General features: G+C 61.1%; 14 protein-coding genes. All 14 read right to left on the minus strand.

Annotation, left to right across the window (positions count from 1 at the left end; genetic code table 11):
- Positions 1–97: 97 nt before the first annotated feature.
- A complete protein-coding gene (locus FHT84_RS23125; protein ID WP_183764270.1) occupies positions 98–1,876 on the minus strand; it encodes an ABC transporter ATP-binding protein in 1,779 nt (592 codons plus the stop codon).
- Between the two features lie 8 nt (positions 1,877–1,884).
- The gene (locus FHT84_RS23130; RefSeq protein ID WP_246698605.1) at positions 1,885–2,859 is read right to left on the minus strand and encodes a glycosyltransferase family 2 protein; all 975 of its coding nucleotides are present in this window, start codon (positions 2,857–2,859) and stop codon (positions 1,885–1,887) included.
- Positions 2,860–2,911: 52 nt separating this feature from the next.
- Positions 2,912–4,015 carry a glycosyltransferase family 2 protein gene (locus FHT84_RS23135; RefSeq protein ID WP_183764264.1) on the minus strand — a complete coding sequence of 368 codons (1,104 nt, stop codon included), beginning with the start codon at positions 4,013–4,015 and terminating at the stop codon, positions 2,912–2,914.
- Between the two features lie 15 nt (positions 4,016–4,030).
- Positions 4,031–5,224 (minus strand): acyltransferase, encoded by a 1,194-nt coding sequence (locus FHT84_RS23140; protein ID WP_183764261.1) that lies wholly within the window; start codon positions 5,222–5,224, stop codon positions 4,031–4,033.
- A gap of 498 nt (positions 5,225–5,722) precedes the next feature.
- On the minus strand, positions 5,723–6,634 hold the full coding sequence (locus FHT84_RS23145; protein ID WP_183764258.1) for an ABC transporter permease: 912 nt from the start codon (positions 6,632–6,634) through the stop codon (positions 5,723–5,725).
- Positions 6,631–7,731 (minus strand): ABC transporter permease, encoded by a 1,101-nt coding sequence (locus FHT84_RS23150; RefSeq protein WP_183764255.1) that lies wholly within the window; start codon positions 7,729–7,731, stop codon positions 6,631–6,633. The genes FHT84_RS23145 and FHT84_RS23150 overlap by 4 nt, the downstream gene beginning before the upstream one ends.
- Complete coding sequence (locus FHT84_RS23155) at positions 7,728–9,251, minus strand: ABC transporter ATP-binding protein (RefSeq protein WP_183764252.1); 1,524 nt, start codon at positions 9,249–9,251, stop codon at positions 7,728–7,730. The genes FHT84_RS23150 and FHT84_RS23155 overlap by 4 nt, the downstream gene beginning before the upstream one ends.
- Before the next feature lie 7 nt (positions 9,252–9,258).
- The gene (locus tag FHT84_RS23160) at positions 9,259–10,359 is read right to left on the minus strand and encodes a BMP family ABC transporter substrate-binding protein (protein ID WP_112343491.1); all 1,101 of its coding nucleotides are present in this window, start codon (positions 10,357–10,359) and stop codon (positions 9,259–9,261) included.
- Between the two features lie 21 nt (positions 10,360–10,380).
- Positions 10,381–11,760, minus strand: coding sequence for an amidohydrolase (locus FHT84_RS23165; protein WP_145646153.1), 1,380 nt, complete (start codon positions 11,758–11,760; stop codon positions 10,381–10,383).
- Positions 11,761–11,764: 4 nt separating this feature from the next.
- The gene (locus FHT84_RS23170) at positions 11,765–12,421 is read right to left on the minus strand and encodes a glutathione S-transferase family protein (RefSeq protein WP_145646152.1); all 657 of its coding nucleotides are present in this window, start codon (positions 12,419–12,421) and stop codon (positions 11,765–11,767) included.
- Positions 12,418–13,263, minus strand: a complete 846-nt coding sequence (locus FHT84_RS23175; RefSeq protein ID WP_112343502.1) for an aromatic ring-hydroxylating dioxygenase subunit alpha — start codon at positions 13,261–13,263, stop codon at positions 12,418–12,420. Before FHT84_RS23175 ends, FHT84_RS23170 begins: the two co-directional genes overlap by 4 nt.
- Entirely contained in the window at positions 13,263–13,904 is a 642-nt protein-coding gene (locus FHT84_RS23180; RefSeq protein ID WP_112343488.1) for a Rieske (2Fe-2S) protein, read from the minus strand. Before FHT84_RS23180 ends, FHT84_RS23175 begins: the two co-directional genes overlap by 1 nt.
- Positions 13,905–14,043: 139 nt before the next feature.
- Entirely contained in the window at positions 14,044–14,328 is a 285-nt protein-coding gene (locus FHT84_RS23185; RefSeq protein WP_112343487.1) for an acylphosphatase, read from the minus strand.
- Positions 14,329–14,541: 213 nt separating this feature from the next.
- Positions 14,542–15,378, minus strand: coding sequence for an NAD(P)H-dependent oxidoreductase (locus tag FHT84_RS23190; RefSeq protein ID WP_183764249.1), 837 nt, complete (start codon positions 15,376–15,378; stop codon positions 14,542–14,544).
- Positions 15,379–15,428 lie beyond the last annotated feature (50 nt).

A 15,428-nucleotide genomic window follows, 5' to 3' on the forward strand; every position in this document is an offset into this window, starting at 1 on the left:
CAGCTCCAGACTCGAGCATTCTTGAAACTTCGACGGTTTCGATAACAAATTGGCCTTAGGTTTGCTTCCCATCAAGAGCAAATCTATCCACTCGAAACTATGGCAGTTCTTGCTCATAGAGCTGATCCATGCTCAGCGATGCGACCTCCGCAAATGCCGTCTGGTTGCGGACGCGCCCGCCGCTGAGGATGACGACGTCGTCACAAAACGAGATCGTGCTGCGATGATGGCTGATGACGATCGTGGTGCGGCGGCCGGCGCGCAATTTCAGCGTCTCGACGATGGCGGCCTCCGACAGTCCATCCATGGCGTTGGTGGCTTCATCCAGAATGAGGATATCGGGATCGCGAACGAGCGCTCTTGCGAGCGCTATTCGCTGCCGCTGCCCGGCCGAAAGGCTGGCGCCCCTGTAGCCGACGAGCGTCTTGTATCCTTCGGGGAGCTTTTCGATGAATTCATGCGCTTCGGCAAGCCTGGCGGCCCGTTCGGCCTCGGCCGGCGAGGCGTGCTGTCCGTAGACGATGTTTTCGAAAATGGTGCCGTCAACCAGTTCCAGGTCCTGGCTGGCAAGCGCAAGCCTGTTTCGCCATTGCGTGGGATCGATGCGGCTCAGCGGCGATCCATCGATCAGGATCTCGCCTTCGTCGGGTTCGACAAAGCGGCACAGCAGGTTCACGATCGTCGTCTTTCCCGCACCGGATCGGCCGATGAGGGCGGTGGAGCGACCGTAACCGATCTCGAAACTGGCGGAGCGCAGCACCACCGGCCGCGCGGCAGAGCCCGGATATTGAAAGGTCACGCCGTCGAATTTGATCTCCCGGCTTAGCCGGGGAGCCGGCAGGTCTCCAGCCGGCGGCTGCGGCTTGTCGGAGGGATCCAGCAGCCAGCGGACTTCCTCCAGCGAACCGCTCCAGCCCTGCATCTGGCTCCATGCCTGCTGCAGAGCGCGCACGTGCGGCTGCAGCCGGTATAGCAGGACCACGAAGGCCACGATGATGGGAAAGCTGACCGCCCAGGCCCAGGCGCTGACAACCACCGCGAGGAAAAGCGCGGAATGCAAAACCTCCGTCAGCGGCGGCAGCGCGCCCTGGCGGGTCTGGAGAACGAAGCCCGCCTTCCTCACGGCATTGGATGCGCCGTCGAACACGGCCTTTTCGCGCGCCTCCTGACCGAAAATCCGGATCAGCCGCCCGGCGTGGACGAGATGCAGCATTCGGCTGGCAAGTTCATTGTTGGAAGAAGCGACCTTGCGGCTCGGCATCCTCAGGCCCGCTGACAAGCCGGCATGCGCGGCCTGGACGAGAATGAGGCCGAGCGCGACGCAGAGCGTCATTTGCCACGACAGCAGCAGCAGAAAGGCAAGCAGAATGATTGCCGCCGACGCGTTCACGATCGCCGCAAGCACCGTCTGTATCGCATCGGATGCCCGCCAGGATTCATTGGAGATGATGTTGAGCAGCCGGCCCGGGCTTTCCTGCAGGAAGAATGGGTATCCGATCTTCAGGAGCTGATCGGCGAGCGCGCTGCGGATCGCATGACCGGCCTTGCCATGGATGAAGTTGGTGAGGGCCGTATTGGCGAAGGCAAGAATATTCTTCAAGGTGATCAGTGCGAGAATGCAGGCGGCAATGGCTATCATCCGCTGCCGGTCGTCCAGGCCAGATCCGGCCTGCTGGAAGAGGGCGGAAAATCCGCTCAATCCCGTCGGGGCCTTTTCACCGCCGATAATGCCGAGCATCGGAATGATGAGGCCGATGCCGGTGCCCTCGAGCACGGCGCCGATCAGGCCAAGGACGACGACCACAGGCAGCAGCCGGATTTGCCGGCCAAGCGCCTGTCGTAGGAGTTGCAGGCCCGGCAGGAGGAGTTTCAGCATGACGGATATCACCTCAACGAACGGGTTGTCTGCTTGATCCGGTTCAGCTCCGGCTGTCGGGGGCGACTCGTCATCGCACATCGCGCGAATTCGAAAGCGCCCAGCAAATTCATGGACACGATCGGCCAATGAGACAAGGATACTTCCGGATCGAAGCGTGGCCCACCCCATAATTCCCGCCAGGCCGAGCGGAAAGTCCAGCAGAAATGGCGCAGGAGCCACGGTGCGCCGAGCAGATGCTTCAGACAGAGGCCGCCATTTCCGAGGCTATAGTTGCGGTGAAGCCGTTCGATCGCCTCGCGCGTGTTGCGTCCGTGATAATGCAGCACGTTCATGTCGGGAACATATTCGACCGGAATACCGAGCTTGAAGGCACGGACGAGATAGTCGGTGTCCTCGGCCGATTGCAGGGCGCTGCCGGCGCCGAAGCGCTCGTCGAAGCGGCCGACGCGCTTGGCGACTTCCCGGTGCATCGTCATGTTGCAGCCGAGGATGAAGCCGCCTGGATGGACATCGGGCGTAAAGCGGGCGGGCTCCGGCGATCGCTTGATCGTAAACGGCAGATCCCGCGCATCGCCGAGTTCGACACGGCCGCCCCGGATGACGAGGCGCTCTCCGCCTGCGTAATGCCGCTCCAGGTCCCGCAGGTAATGCAGGTCCACTTCGCAATCATCGTCGATAAAGATCAGGATGCGCCCGCGAGAGCGTTCCATCCCCGCATTGCGGGCGGCGGCCAAGCCGCGGCGGCGCTCCACCACCGGTATGATCGTGATGCTCGATGTGGCCGCTATCCGGGCCAGCCGGTCGGCGGTATCGTCGGTCGAGCCGTTATCGACCACCACCAGCTCGCTTGTCATCGAACCATGGGCCAGACTGGCTGCTTCGATCGACCGGATGCAAGCCTCGAGCGCCTGGGCGCGGTTGCGGGTGCAGACTATGAAACTCGCCGCCGGACCTCGCTCGACGGAAGGACCGGGGGGCATGGCGACCTTCCGCGCATGTCCTCTCGAGATGGCAGGATTCTCCCCGGCCATGTCAGGCAAGTCCCTGCAGCGGCAGCACGCTGCTTGCAGGTACCGATTGCCGATACCTCGCCAGGGCGTCGAGGTGCAGGCTCGCATCACTCCAAAGGCGGCTGCACCAGGGCGCATAGGTGGCGGCGCGAAGTCCATACCGCTCGCGTCGCCGGATCGTATGCCATTTGCCTGTTTGTGTGAGGAACTGATGCGTCAACGCGGGCTGCTTCTCGTCCGCGATGAGCTGGTAGAGGAAATAGAAGAAGCACATCAGTCCTTCCTGATGGCTCGCGGAGGCTTGTAGGCCGCGCGCGGCGATCCTTCCTTCGATGGAGAGGAGACAGTCGGCGGCACGGGCAACCGTGTCATGCGTCACCGCCGCACCGATATCGTGCAAGGCAAGGGGATCGTCGATCAGACCTTCCCGCTGGAGATTTTCTACCGCGATCGCCAGATGCGTGCGGCGCATCGGCCGCTTGTGTTTGTTGGTGACGCTTTCGTCGTGTACGCGATAGGCAACAAGGCTGTCATCGATCATGGCGGCGGGGAATTCACGGGTGATCCGCCGGAACAGATCGAAATCCTCCGCGTGCACATAGCTTGCATCATAGGTCAGCATGCCAGCCGGAATGACATTGCGGTTGTACATGACGGTCGAATGCATGAAAACCGTGTAAAACATCGACAAGACACCCCAGTCGGCTGACTGATGGATGGGGTTGGGCGTGCCGCGCACGACGCGATTGCCGATGAGCCGGTCGACGCCGGTGCCGCTGATCGCAAGCGCGGGCCGCTCCCGAAACAGGGCGATCTGGCGTGAAAAGCGCTCGGGATAGGCGATATCATCGGCATCCATCCGGGCGATGAAATCGCCTTTCGCCATGGTCATGCCTTCGTTGAGCGTCGCAATGAGCCCGCGGTTTTCACGCGAGACGATCCGGAGGCGGTCGTCGGCCGCCTGATGGCGTCGCAGGATGTCCAGCGAGCGGTCGGTCGAACCATCGTCGATGGCAATGACCTCGAGGCGCTTGTGATCCTGTCGCAGGATGCTCTCGACGGCTGCGGCGAGATAAGGTTCGCCATTATAGACGGGCAGCAGGACGGAAACCAGTGGAACGGTCATTCTTCAGCTCGCGCACTATTGCAGATCAGAGGTTTGGACGGCGTCGTCGCGATCGTGGTCGCCACGGCGATAGAGCGCCGTTTCGTATATTTTAGCACCACGCCGCGCTTCCCTCGGTTCGCTGATCGCGGCCGCCGGCGGATGGCTGCGGTCGACATAGGGAAAATAGCGCTTGAGGCCGTTCAACGGCTTTTCGAAAAGGCGCCAGGAGATCGAAGCCAGAGCCAAGGTGGCGACACTTCCGACGATCAAGCGGCCGAAGCCCTGTTCCGAGACGTTGACCGGAATCCAGGCTTGAGCCTTGATGATCAGCGAAAGGACAATCGGATGGAAGAGATAGATGCCGTAACTGACCCGCCCGGTGGCTGCCATCGGCGAGGATTCGAGCAGCGGGCCGAAACCGGATCGAAAACCCGAAGAGGCACCGCCGACCAGCATGACGAGCGGCACGAGCGGAAAAACCTCCGAGCCGATCCAGATGCACCAGTCGAGAACAGGCGTCATCGGATCAGGTCTGAGCCATAGCGCTACGGTGGCGGCGGCCACCAATGGCATCCAGCCCAGCCGCATCCACTGCGGCCAGGCTCGTGTCCTCTCGCGGTAGACTGCGAGCAGGGCGCCGCTCGCCAGCGCATCCATGGAAGCGGAAGGAAGCAAGTCGCGCGTCAAGGAGGGCGTTCCTGTCAGCGGCCAGTAGAGGCGAGAGGCAAGCGAGCAGGCAATGACGGCAATACAGAGGCGCCCGATCATCCGGCGCGGCACCAGCAGCATTGCCAGCGGCCAGACGATATAGAACTGCTCCTCGATGCTGAGGCTCCAGGTATGGCATAGGACCCAGGGCGTCCATTCGCCGCGCAGGGCATACCAGTAGTTTGCCATGTAGAGCGCATGCCATTTCAGAGTGCCGGTGCCGCGAACGCCTTCGAGATTGATGAACCACACCAGCGACAGAACCGCGAAATAGGGAGGAAATATGCGTAGCGCGCGGCGGATGTAGAATGCCTTCAGTGCGGTGGCCGGCTGATAGCGCGCATCGGCTCGCGCTTCCAACAACAGGCGCGTGATCAGGAAGCCGCTGAGTACGAAAAAGAGACGAACGCCGAGATGACCCCAGATGGACCCATCGGCCGCGAAAAAATGTGCGTAGAGCACCATGGCAACGGCGATGGTTCTCAGGCCGTCCAATTGGCGGTCGCGCATACTAAGCATAAACACCCCCGGTTTTCAGCCTATTTCGGACCCCTCATTGATGGCGCCAGCTCCCTATACTCTGCGGCTTGCAGATGCTCTTCTTCTTACCCACCCCATGAACCCGATGAACTTGCCGGGCGACCCTTAGAGGCGTCCGAATGAAATCCGGCCAAACTTGGGCAATTCGGGGCCGATAAGGCTGTGGTTGATCACGTGTTTGAAACAAACGGCCATGTTTCGAAAATTACGGAAATATCGCCGCTCGTGTGGGCGCAAACCATCCCCCTCACAAGGCAGGTTCGTCCCCTTGCGGCAAGAGCGGATGAAGGGCCGCCGCAAGGTAATGTTGGGCGCGCCTCCCATCGGTCAACCCTGTACTCACACTATGCAATTATCGAAGGATTTCAGAGCCATGAGACATCCCTAAGCTGCGATATCCGGCATAATTTCCGTTTGATTTCGCCTTGCAGACGCAACGTATTGCCGACTGCACGGAGTGCTGGTCGAGTGGTCCTGCTACCGTTCGAATGGCTCGCCGAGGGAGGCGACGCCATTGAGCTTCAGCAGGCGACGGTCCGCCGAGATGATGCCAAGAACGACGATCGTCACGAGATAGGGCAGGCATGCCAGCAGCTGCGAGGAAACGGCAAGTCCGCTTGCCTGGGCGGCAAGCCCCATCAGCGATACCGCGCCAAACAGGCAGGCTCCTAAGAAGATCCTCGATGTCAGCCAGGTTCCGAAGACGACGAGGGCAATGGCAATCCACCCGCGGCCGGCGATCATGCCGTCGGCCCAGAGCGGCGTGTAGATCGTTGCGGCATAGGCGCCGGCAAAGCCTGCCATCATGCCGCCGAAGGCAACCGCGGCGAAACGGATCGCCATGATGGGATAGCCGATGGCATGGGCGGCCTTGGGATTTTCGCCGACGGCGCGCAGGATGAGGCCGATCTTGCCGTAGGCAAACATCGCCCATATGCCGATCGTCACGACGAGCGAGATCCAGACGACGATATCCTGATTGAAAAGGCCACCGATGAGGGGAATTTGAGCAAGCCCGGGGATCGCGATCTTCGGCAGCGTGGTGACGGTCAGGCTCTCATAGCTCTTGCCGAATAGCGCCGAGAGGCCCTGGCCTAGGATACCGAGCGCAAGGCCGGCGGCGACCTGGTTCGCGTTGAAGCCGAGAACGATACCGGCAAAGACCATGGAAAGCAGAGCACTTCCGAGACCGGCCGCAAGGAAAGCCAGAAAATGGCCGCCCCCGTGATAGACGACGATGAAGGCGATGACGGCACCAAGCGCCATCAATCCTTCGACACCGAGATTAAGGACACCGGCGCGCTCGACGACAAGCTCACCCAAGGCTGCCAGCAGAAACGGCGTTGCGGCTGCCAGCATGCCCGCGAGGATGAATTCGACGGCGCTCATGATGTGCTCCGGACGGACATGGGACGCCATACGATGCGATAGCGCACGAAGGCGACAGCGATCAGATAGATGAGGAGCAGGCTGCCCTGGAAGACGCGGACGGCGGCAATCGGTAGATTGGCGGAGACCATGGCGTTGTCGCCGCCGATGTAGAGTGCGGCCATGACGATCGAGGAAATAACGATGCCGATCGGATTGAGACCGCCGAGGTAGGCAACGATGATTGCCGCATAGCCATATCCGGTCGAAATGGAACGTTGCAGCTGGCCAAGCGGGCCGGCAACTTCGGCAGCGCCGGCAAGACCGGCAGCAGCACCGCCTATCATCAGCGAGAGCCAGATTGCCCAGCTCTCCTTGAAGCCGGCATAGCCTGCCGCCCGGGGAGCCAGTCCGCCGACCTGCAATTTATATCCGGCGAAGCTCTTCTGCATGAAGATCCATGCCGCGATCGATAGGCCGGCCGCGAGAATGAGCGAGACGTTGACGCGCGTTCCTTCGAACAGGATCGGCACCATGGCATCGTACGGGAACATGACCGATTGCGGGAAATTGAAGCCGTTCGGATCCTTCCACGGGCCGAGAAGCAGGTAATTGAGCAATTGCGCGGCGACGAAGCTCAGCATCAGCGAGACGAGGATTTCGTTGGCATTGAGCCTGACGCGCCAGAAAGCCGTCAAGGAGGCCCACAGCGCGCCGCCGATGGTGCCGAAGAGCAGCATTGCCGGCCAGATCCATTGGCCCGTCGCCTGCGGCATCCAGATGGGTATGGCGGAGGCGAAGATTGCGCCGAGAATGAATTGGCCCTCGGCGCCGATGTTGAAGACTTTCGCCCGAAAGCCGATCGCCAGACCCTGTGCGATCAGAAGCAGCGGACCGGTCTTCAACAATACTTCCGAGAATGACGCCCAGGAGAAGAACGGCTCGACCAGCATGGCGTAGATCACCGCTGCCGGATCGCGGCCCATGGCGATATAGAGGCCGAGATTGAGTATGATGGTGACGGTGAGAGTGATCGGCGGTGCGAGCAGCTTCGCGGTGAACGAGGCCCGTTCCCGGCGGACAAAGGTGGGCAAAGCGGCGACGAAAGAACTGCTCATGCGGATAGGTTTTCCCGTTGGGGCTGTGCGCCGATCATGTATCGACCGATGTCTTCCGGTCGGGTATCGCGCGTGACGAGCGGCGGGCTCAGCGTGCCGTGGTAAAGCACCTGGATAAAGTCGCTGAGCTCGAACAATTCCTCGAGTTCCTCGGATATGACGAGAATGGCCATGCCTTGATTGCGCAGCTCGATCAGCCGCTTGCGAATGGCGGAGGCGGCGCCGACATCGACGCCCCAGGTTGGTTGCGCAAGAAAGAGCAGTTTCGGCGCGAGCATGATTTCGCGTCCGACGATGAACTTCTGCAGGTTTCCTCCGGAAAGCGAGCCGGCTTCCGCATCCGGGCCGCGCGTGCGCACATCATAGTCCCGGATGCACTCAGCTGCGAAGGCGGTGGCCTTGGTGCTGTCAAGGAGACCATGTCGCACAAGCTTCAAGGGATGAGCCGTCAGCAGGCTGTTGAGCGTCAGCGACATTTCGGGGACGGCACCATGCCCGAGCCGGTCTTCCGGGACGAAGGCAAAGCCTAATTTTCGACGGCTGGCGGCGTCGAGGCTGCCCACATCCCGCCCCATCATGAAGATCTGATCGCGCTTGTCCCGCGGCAGGGGCGTTTCCCCCGAGATCAGCGCGGCAAGTTCCTTTTGTCCATTCCCGGAAATGCCGGCAATGCCCAGAATCTCGCCGCTGCGCACGCTCAGGCTGATGGTCGAAAGCGGCATGCCAAAAGGATCGTCCGGCCGGTGATCGAGGCCGATGATTTCCAGGCGCTTTTCGCCCTCGGCCAAGGGCAATGCTGGTATTGGCTCTGGCATGTCGCGACCGATCATCATGCGGGCGAGATCATGGGCATCATGCTCGCGCGGATCCACATGTCCGGTCACGCGTCCGCCGCGCAGGATGGTCGCACGGTCGCACAATGACTGGATCTCTTCCAGCTTGTGCGAGATGAAGAGGATCGATACGCCGCCGTCGCGCAGCCGGCGCAACGTATCGAACAGCTTCCCGATGGCTTGCGGCGGCAGCACCGAAGTCGGCTCGTCGAGGATCAGCAGCTTCGGATCGGTCATCAGGCACCGGATGATTTCCACCCGCTGCCGCTCGCCGACCGACAGTTCATGCACATGCACCAACGGATCGACTTCGAGACCGAATTCATCCCCGAGAGCACGGATGCGCTGCGCAAGCTCGGCCCTGCCGCCGGAGACGATCAGGCGAATATTCTCGACGACTGTCAGGCTCTCGAACAGCGAGAAATGCTGAAAGACCATCCCGATGCCGGTACGCCTCGCCTCCGCGGGGGAGGCAAGGCTCAAGGGCTGCCCATGCCAGGCGATAGTCCCGTCGTCCGGTTGTTCGACGCCGTAGATCAGCTTCATCAGTGTCGATTTGCCGGCGCCGTTTTCTCCAAGGACGGCATGGATGGAGCCCGGGGCCACGTCCAGATCGACATGCTTGTTGGCATGGACCTGGCCGTAGCTTTTGGAGATGCCGCGCAGCGACAGCAGCGGAATGGTCATGAGCGACTTACTTCGGCAAAGGCGTCTTCACACCTTTGACATGCCAGTCCATCGCGACGATCTGCGCATCCGTCAATGTCGCGCCCGAAGCCGCGCCTTCGCTGCCGTCGGCCTTGGTGATCGGGCCGGTGAACGGCGAAAAGCCGCCGCTTGCGATCTTCGCTTCGATTTCCTTGATCTTCGCCATGGTGTCGGCCGGAATTGCGGGGCTCCAGTCGACCACTTCGACGACCTTGTCCGAAACGCCGAGGAAAGCATTGGCGCCCTTGAAGGTGCCGGCGAGATGGGCATCGACCGATGCCTTGAAGAAGGGCGACCAGTCCGTGGACACGCAGCCGAGATAGGTTTTCGGCGCATATTTCTTCATCGAGGAATTCAGGTTGAAGGCATAAACGCCAGCTTCCTCGCAGGCCGAGATGACCGAGGGCGTATCCTGGGCGTTCGAGAAGATCACGTCGCAGCCCTGCGAGATCAAGGCCTTGGCTGCTTCCTGCTCCTTGGCCGGATCGAACCAGGAATTGACCCAGACGACCGATACCTCGATGTCGGGCTTCACCGCCTGTGCGCCGAGCGTGAAGGCGTTGATTGACGTGATCAGTTCGGGAATCGCGAAGGCGGAGACAGAGCCGAGCTTGCCCGTCTTGGAAACGGCCGCCGCCGCCATGCCGAGTAGATAGGTCCCCTGAAAATACTTGGCGGCAAAGGGCGAGAAATTCGGCGCGACCTGGAAGCCGGAAGCATGCAGGACGCTCACCTTCGGATTACGACGGGCAATCTGCAGCGCGCCGTTCTGATAGCCGAATGAGCCGGCGATGAGGAAATGATTCCCGTCGGCAACCGTCTTGTTCATGATGCGGTCCGCATCCGGGCCTTCGGCGATGTTTTCGATCACCGTCACCTTGACCTTGTCGCCATAGGTGGCCTTGATCGGATCAAGGCCGGCGGCCAGCGCATGGCCCCAGCCGACGTCGCCGATCGGCGAGGGTACGACGAGCGTAATGCCGAGCGGTTCGGCCGCGGCAAAGGCGGAGCGGCCGGTGAAGGCCGTTGCGAGGCCTGCGACGGCCGCGCTTTTCATCAATGTTCTGCGGGTCAGATTCTTCTGCATCCCAGTTCCCCTTTTTGGCTTTCAGAATTCTACTGTTGCAAGTGCCGCCTCGGCCGCCGCAAACAGCGCGGTCTCATCCAGTCCGGTGAATTCACCGTTTTTCCAGACGATGCGCCCGTTGATCATGGTCAGATCGGTGGGCATGCCGATCCCGACCTTGGCGATCAGGCTCAGCGGGTCATGCCGAGTCCCGACATAGTCCATCCGTCGCGTATCGATCGCGAAGAGGTCGGCGGCCATGCCCGGAGCGAGGCGCCCGATATCGCTGCGTCCCAATAGGCTTGCGCCGCCGCTGGTCGCATATTGCAGGAAGTCGAGCGGGGCCGGAACGGCATGCGCGCGCGTCGAGGCCATCAGGCACTGCAGCATGTAGGCGGAATGGATGCAGTGCATCAGGTTCGAGTTGTCGTTCGATGCGGCTCCATCGCAGCCGAGGCCGATACGAAGTCCGAAAGCCTGCATCGCCGGGATGTCGGTCACTTCGGCCCCGACCAAGTAAACCGGCTCGGGGCAATGGGAGACGCCGGTGCCGCTTGCCGCCATCTTGCGCAGCTCGCCATGCGTCAGTTCCCAGCAATGGGCGTAGAAGGTGTTGGGGCCGGCAAAGCCCAATTCGGCGCAGTAATCGACCGTGCGCATGCCATGCCGCGCCTCGATGACGGGGCTTTCACCTTCGCCGACATGGGTGTGCATCTGCACGCCGCGATCGCGCGCCAGCGCGACCGACTCGACGAAGGTTTCGCGATAGCAATTGACCGGCTGGCAGGGTGCGACCACCACCTGACGCATGCTGAAGGGGCCGGCATCGTGATAGCTGTCGATCAGCCGCGCGCAGTCAGCGATGAATTCGTCGGTGGTTTCGAGCATGGCGTCCGGGATCGTCGACCCCTCGGACTTCGGCAGGGTGTTGCCGCCACGGCCTGCATGAAAGCGCATGCCGAGAAGGTCGGCTGCCTCGAACTGACGGTCGATCAAGCGCTTTCCGGCATGGCGGGGAAAGCAATATTGATGGTCGAAGGCGGTCGTGCATCCGTGCTTGATCATCTCGGCCATGGCGGTGACCGAAGAATGATAAAAGCAGTCCTCCGTCAGCCGCGAGAAGATCGGATAGATCCGGTCGAGCCATTCGATGACGGAAAGCTTCGTCCAGTCGAGCTCGGCCCGGTTGCGCACGAAGCACTGAAAGAAGTGGTGATGGGTGTTCACGAGCCCCGGATAGACGAACCAGCCGGTAGCGTCCTGGACGATGGTGCCCTCGGGTAGCGCGTTCTGCGACAGGTTCTCACCGATCGCCTGGATCGCCGGGCCTTTGGTGAGCAGGTCGACGTTCCGGCGCACGCTCGGCCCGTTGCCCTCATCGACGATCGCAGCCGCACAGTTTTTCAGGAGATAACCGGTCATCCCATCACGTCTCCCCTGCCGGATGCGGATCGGGTTTCAGCTCGTGCAGGCGGTGAATGCCAGGCATTTCGATGAAACCGGGCAGGCTGCGGATGGCACGCATCCAGCGCCGGATCGAGGGATAGGGATCAAGCGTGATGCCGCCGTCGGGCGCAAGCGCCACATAGGGGAAGCAGGCAATATCAGCGATCGTCGGCCGGCTTGCCGCAAGGAACCGCATGCCGCGCTCGCCCTGTTCAAAGAGGCCTGCTTCCAGCTCGCGCAGCGCTGCGATCCCTTGAGCCTGCAATGCCTTGATATCTCCTGGCCGCAGAAGCATTTCGTGGAGCCGCGCGCCGCCAAGATTGGCCGTCAGGCGATGCGAAAAGGAGAGCCATTGCTGCACGCGCGCGGTCTCCTGCGGTGAACCCTGCCCCAGCCATTCCGGTGCACCGCTGGCAGCGAGATAAGCAAGCATCGCCGAGGACTCGGTCAGCACAAGATCGCCATCCTCGAGGATGGGGATGGAACCCGCCGGATTTAGCGCCAGAAGCTCCGGCCCGCGATGCTCCGCGCCGGGATGGAAATCGACCGACCGGATTTCGAGCTTGATGCCGAGGATGGCGGCCATCAGCCGTACCTTGTAGCAGCTCGGCGATAAGATGTAGTCATAGAGCTTCATTGTGCGACCAACTGTGCGCCGTAGGTATAGTTATGGCGCTTGAGCCATCGCCGGTAGGCGACCGAGGTTAGGTCGGCCCTGGTCGGAATTTCCATGCCGGGATCAAGCGGAAGAAGCGTGGGTATCTGGTTTTCGAGGATAGAGCGGTCCTGCAGGAAGATCATCTGCTGGAAGTGGATGAGATCGGTCATCGGCGTCTCGTCGTCGAAGAGAGCCATCCACGGCCATACATCGCAAAGATCTTCCGCGAGCGGCTGGACGAACAGGGTAATGACGTCCCATTCGCTGGGTCGTGGCGGACAGGTCTTGTAGAGCACCGAACAGGTCGGGGCCGGCACGCGGTACATATATTCGGTCGTAATGCCACCGGATGCCGATTTTGCAGCCTGCGGCTGGTAGAATTTTACTTGCGTCGCCCAGACTTCATCCTCGTTCTCGCGGATCTCGACCTTGTAATTTTCGACCTCCGTATGCGGCTCCGCGCCGAGGATGTCGGTGTGAACGAACGGAAAATGCGCGATGTCGAGAAAATTCTCGACGGCACGAAGCGGCGAGCAGCGCACGCGGACCACGCCGACTTCGACGAAGCGGCGGCCTGGCTGATCGGCTTCGGGAATGGCAAAAAGCTCCTTGTCCGGCTTTCCGAGCGAGGACCAGACGTGGCCATACTGAACGCGGACGGGAAGTGTTCTTCCCTCGACGGTCGTCACCCGCGCATTCCCGTCGTGATCGCGGGCGACCTCGATCGCCTCGCCCATCAGATAAGTCCTGGTTCCTTTTTCGTTGAGCTGGCTGAAAAGGCCGACCGGATACCATTCATCGATCATCGCGCCGCCATTCATCATGCGCTCTCCCTTTGGCGCTCTTCCGCGGCACGGCGGATGGATTCGACAGTCCGCGATGCCGCAACGCGGTCTGCCGAGCTGCGATCCCTGTCGACCATGAGATGAAGGAGCGTATGCTTTTCCTGAGGTGCCAGCAGCAGCGCGATCCATGGGAATTCAGGCAGGCGGATCAGACCGTTCGCATCGATCTCCGCTCCTGCCACGTCCTCGATGGCCGCAACGTCTGTTTCCACCGTCAACGAGCGTAGCGGTATCAGTTCCTCGAGCGGAGGGGGCTGCATCGCCGGCTGCCCGACGGCGACCCACAGAATACCGTCCGATTCCTCGACCCGCTGCACGGCGACGCGAATGGTTTCCGGAGGGACGAGATCCGGATGGGCCGGAATGCGAATGCATCCGCCCGATGGCGAATAGCTCCATCCGTGATAGATGCAGGACAGCGCCTCGCCACGAACGAAACCATGCGACAATCGCATTCCGCGATGAGGACAGCGATCCGAAGATGCGGCCGCGCGGCCCGACTGACTGCGCCATAGAGCGATTGAGCCCTCCGGCGTCCAGGCCGGTATGACGGTTCCTGGCGGAAGATCAGAGGAGAGGGCGACTGGCGCCCAGGACCCGGCCCCATCAAATGGCATAGCCTTAACTCTCTTAATTTCACCAATGGCTTAGCGCCGCTGGTCATAGGCAGGCACTGATGCCTGCATCCCCGTAGCTTTTAAAGGTTTTGCATAAACAATTCGCATTGGCAACAATGATTAAATAAAAGGCAATAGATCAGGAATTCCTAAGATGCGGTGTTTCCCGATCATCCATGATCCTGCGCTGAATCTCCTGGACCCAGACGTCGATCGGGCCGAGCGAGCAACCCATTTCCAGCATGTCGATCAATTCCACGGGCCCGGCAACCTCAAGCTCGATCCTGTCCGCGCCGGAATGGAAGAATGTCTGGGAAAGCCCGAGCTTATCGGCGTGGCGGCGGATCCATGGGACGAATGAGGTCGAGTCGACGTCGCCCAGGATCGTCATGCGTTCTCGAACCTCACCCTGCCGCGCCTGCATCTGTCAATGTCCTTGTTTCAAACTGGTGAGACTTGATAGCCGTCCGGCGAATTTTTGAAAGGCTCAAGTAGCCGATAACAGCATTTTTCGACCTTGCCGGCCTTCAAGTCAAATCCCCTGGCCCGCTGTTCTGCCGGCGCACCTTGCCCAGCTGGCCCGCGACAGGCCCGGTGGACCGGCCCAGGGGTCAGCTTCGGTTAGTGTGGCCGGGGATCACCGGCGCGCAAGCGACGGGATGGAATGCTGGAAATCCGGTTCTGCGTCTGCCGCCTCTTTGAGGTGAAGCGCAAAAGCCGATGTTGCCGAAGCGCCCAGCTCCGCACGGAGCTGCATGGTCGGAATATGGTAATCCCCGCCATTTTGCCGCCGGTAGGGAATGGGACGCGTTGTCTCAAGGGTCCGCATCCGCTCGCGCAGGCTTTCGGCGGCGGCTTCAAAGCGTTGTTCGTTGAAGCGATCGGTACTGTAGACCACGAAGGGCGACAGCACGTCGTAGCCTGGATAATAAAGAATGCCGTGGTTGATCGGGAAGAGCAGGTCATCGATGGCGCCGTTGATTCCGCGCGGGGAATAATGTTCCTCCCAGCCGCCGGCGGTGACGATCAGCATGGCTCGCTTGCCGGCCAGGGTTCCCTCGCCATAGCGATCGCCCCACCGCTTGTCGCTGTGTTCGCCGACGCCATAGGCGAAGCCATATGCGAACACGCGATCGACCCAGCCTTTCAGGATGGCTGGCATGGTGAACCACCAGAGAGGAAACTGCAGGATCAACATATCGGCCCAGAGAAGCTTCTCGATCTCTGCCTTGACATCGGCCGTCAGCGTGCCACTTTCGAACGCATGTTTGGAGGCCAACACGGGCAGAAGCCGTTCGTCCGGCCCCAGGGCAGAAAAGTCGGCGCGATCGATCTCGGATTTCCACCCCATGGCATAGAGGTCGGAAACCTGAACCGTATGTCCGGCTGCCTGCAATTCCCGCACGGCGACATCGCGCAACGATGCCGAAAGGGATTTCGGTTCGGGATGGGCGAAAACGATGAGTACATTCATGATGAGCACCTATCTGTTGGCGTTGGTTTTATCCAAAGATAGACCCTGCC

The sequence above is a fragment of the Rhizobium sp. BK289 genome (genome assembly GCF_014193575.1).
GTDB lineage: Bacteria > Pseudomonadota > Alphaproteobacteria > Rhizobiales > Rhizobiaceae > Rhizobium > Rhizobium tropici_C.